Here is a 3,179-nt window from a genome sequence, read left to right as displayed (position 1 = left end):
TACTTCGCTTCGGGGTGGTGGATGACGATGGCGTCGGTGGACTGTTCGGGGTGGAGCTGGAACTCCTCGGAGAGGTGGACGCCGATCCGTTCGGGCTGGAGGAGGTCGGCGATCTTGGCGCGGTCCTCCAGGTCGGGGCAGGCGCCGTAGCCGAGCGAGAAGCGGGCTCCGCGGTACTTGAGGTCGAACATGTCCTCGACCCGGGCCGGGTCCTCGCCGGCGTAGCCGAGTTCGGAGCGGACCCGGGCGTGCCAGTACTCGGCCATGGCCTCGGCGAGCTGGACGGACAGGCCGTGCAGTTCGAGGTAGTCGCGGTAGGCGTCGGCGGCGAACATCTTGGCGGTGGCCTCGCCGATCCTGGAGCCGACGGTGACGACCTGGAGGCCGATCACGTCGGTCTCCCCGGATTCCTCGGGGCGGAAGAAGTCGGCGAGGCACAGGCGGCGCCCGCGGCGCTGGCGGGGGAAGGTGAAGCGGGTCCGCTCGTTGCCCTGCTCGTCCAGGATGATCAGGTCGTCGCCCTTGGACACGCAGGGGAAGTAGCCGTAGACCACGGCCGCTTCCAGGAGGTTCTCGGTGTGGAGCTTGTCCAGGAGCCCGCGCAGCCGGGGGCGCCCCTCGCTCTCGACCAGTTCCTCATAGGTGGCCCCGCCCGCGCGGGCCTGCTTGAGTCCCCACTGGCCCTTGAAGAGCGCGCCCTCGTCCAGCCAGGACGCGTAGTCCTTCAGCGGGATCCCCTTGACCACCCGCGTCCCCCAGAACGGCGGCGTCGGCACCGGGTTGGTGACGGACACGTCGGAGCGTACGGAGCCCAGCTCGGGGACGTCCTCGATCTCCACCTCGGGCGCCGCTTGCCGCTTGGCGACGCGGCGTTGCTTGAGGGGCGGGAGTTCCGCTCCGGGGACCCCGCGCTTGATCCCCATGAGGGCGTCCATGAGGCGGAGGCCTTCGAAGGCGTCGCGGGCGTAGCGGACTTCGCCTTCGTAGATTTCGTGGAGGTCCTGTTCGACGTAGGCGCGGGTGAGGGCGGCGCCGCCGAGGATGACGGGGTAGTCGGCGGCGAGCTTGCGCTGGTTGAGCTCCTGGAGGTTCTCCTTCATGATCACCGTGGACTTCACCAGGAGGCCCGACATCCCGATCACGTCCGCCCGGTGCTCCACAGCAGCCTCCAAGATCGCCGACACCGGCTGCTTGATCCCGATGTTGACCACGTTGTAGCCGTTGTTCGACAAAATGATGTCGACGAGGTTCTTCCCGATGTCATGAACATCGCCACGAACCGTAGCCAGCACGATCGTGCCCTTGCCCTCCGCGTCCGTCTTCTCCATATGCGGCTCCAGATAGGCCACCGCCGTCTTCATCACCTCCGCCGACTGCAACACGAACGGCAACTGCATCTGACCCGACCCGAACAACTCACCAACGACCTTCATCCCCTCCAACAGGGTGTCGTTGACGATGGCCAACGCCGGACGGGCCACCAACGCCTCGTCCAGATCCGCCTCCAGACCGTTCTTCTCACCATCGATGATCCGCCGCTGCAACCGCTCGTCCAACGGCAGCGCCAGCAGCTCCTCCGCCCGCCCCGCCTTCAACGACTTCGTGTTCACACCCTCGAACAACGCCATCAGCTTCTGCAGCGGGTCATACCCCTCCGCACGCCGGTCATAGATCAGGTCGAGGGCCGTACCGACCTGCTCGTCATCGAACCGCGCGATCGGCAGGATCTTCGACGCGTGCACGATCGCCGAATCCAACCCCGCCTTCACACACTCATCCAGGAACACCGAGTTCAACAACACCCGAGCAGCCGGATTCAACCCGAAGGAAATGTTCGACAACCCCAGCGTGGTCTGCACCGCCGGATGACGGCGCTTGAGCTCACGGATCGCCTCGATCGTCGCGATACCGTCACCCCGCGACTCCTCCTGACCCGTGCAGATCGTGAACGTCAGCGTGTCGATGAGGATGTCCGACTCCAGAATCCCCCAATTCTCCGTCAGGTCCAGGATCAACCGCTGCGCGATCGCCACCTTGTCCTCGACCGTCCGCGCCTGACCCTTCTCATCGATCGTCAACGCGATCAACGCGGCCCCGTGCTCCTGCGCCAACCGCGTCACCTGCGCGAACCGCGAATCCGGCCCGTCACCATCCTCGTAATTCACCGAGTTGATCACCGCGCGCCCACCCAGACGCTCCAACCCCGCCTTGATCACGGGAACCTCGGTCGAGTCCAACACGATCGGCAACGTCGAAGCCGTCGCGAAACGCCCCGCCAACTCATCCATGTCCGCGACACCATCACGACCCACGTAGTCCACACACAGGTCCAACATGTGCGCACCCTCACGGATCTGGTCCCGGACCATCTCCACACAGTCGTCCCAACGCGCCTCCAACATCGCGTCCCGGAACTTCTTCGACCCGTTCGCGTTCGTCCGCTCACCGATCGCCATGAACGCCAGATCCTGACGGAACGGAACCGTCTGGTACAGCGAGGAGGCACCCGGCTCGGGGCGGGGCTCACGGGCCACCGGAGCCAGCCCGCGGACCCGCTCCACGACCTGGCGCAGGTGCTCGGGCGTCGTACCGCAGCAGCCGCCGACCAGGGAGAGCCCGTACTCGCGGACGAAGGTCTCCTGGGCGTCGGCCAGCTCGCTCGCGGAGAGCGGGTAGTGGGCGCCGTCCTTGGTCAGGACGGGCAGGCCGGCGTTGGGCATGCAGGAGATCGGGATGCGGGAGTTGCGGGCGAGGTAGCGCAGGTGCTCGCTCATCTCCGCCGGACCCGTCGCGCAGTTCAACCCGATCATGTCGATGCCCAGCGGCTCCAGCGAGGTCAACGCCGCGCCGATCTCACTGCCCAACAGCATCGTCCCGGTCGTCTCCACCGTCACCGAACAGATCAACGGAACCGAGACGCCCAACGCCTCCATCGCCCGCCGCGCACCGATGATCGAGGACTTCGTCTGGAGCAGGTCCTGCGTCGTCTCCACCAACAGCGCGTCCGCGCCACCGCTCAGCAGACCCTCCGCATTGACCTGGTAGGCGTCCCGGATGATGGAGTAGCGGATGTGACCGAGGGTCGGCAGTTTGGTGCCCGGGCCCATCGAGCCCAGCACCCAGCGCTGCTGCCCCGTCGAGGCCGTGAACTCGTCCGCGACCTCGCGCGCGATCCGCGC

At 66.6% G+C, this 3,179-nt stretch carries 1 protein-coding gene; it reads right to left on the bottom strand.

Annotation, left to right across the window (positions count from 1 at the left end):
- A partial coding sequence (gene metH, locus ACIBEA_RS44330) for a methionine synthase (protein WP_399270221.1) occupies positions 1-3,179 on the bottom strand: 3,179 nt, incomplete at both ends.

This window comes from Streptomyces sp. NPDC051555, assembly GCF_044454405.1.
In the GTDB taxonomy this organism is placed as follows: Bacteria; Actinomycetota; Actinomycetes; order Streptomycetales; family Streptomycetaceae; genus Streptomyces.
The sequence above is the reverse complement of the archived record's forward strand: the minus strand, read 5'-3'. Positions and strand labels throughout refer to the sequence as shown.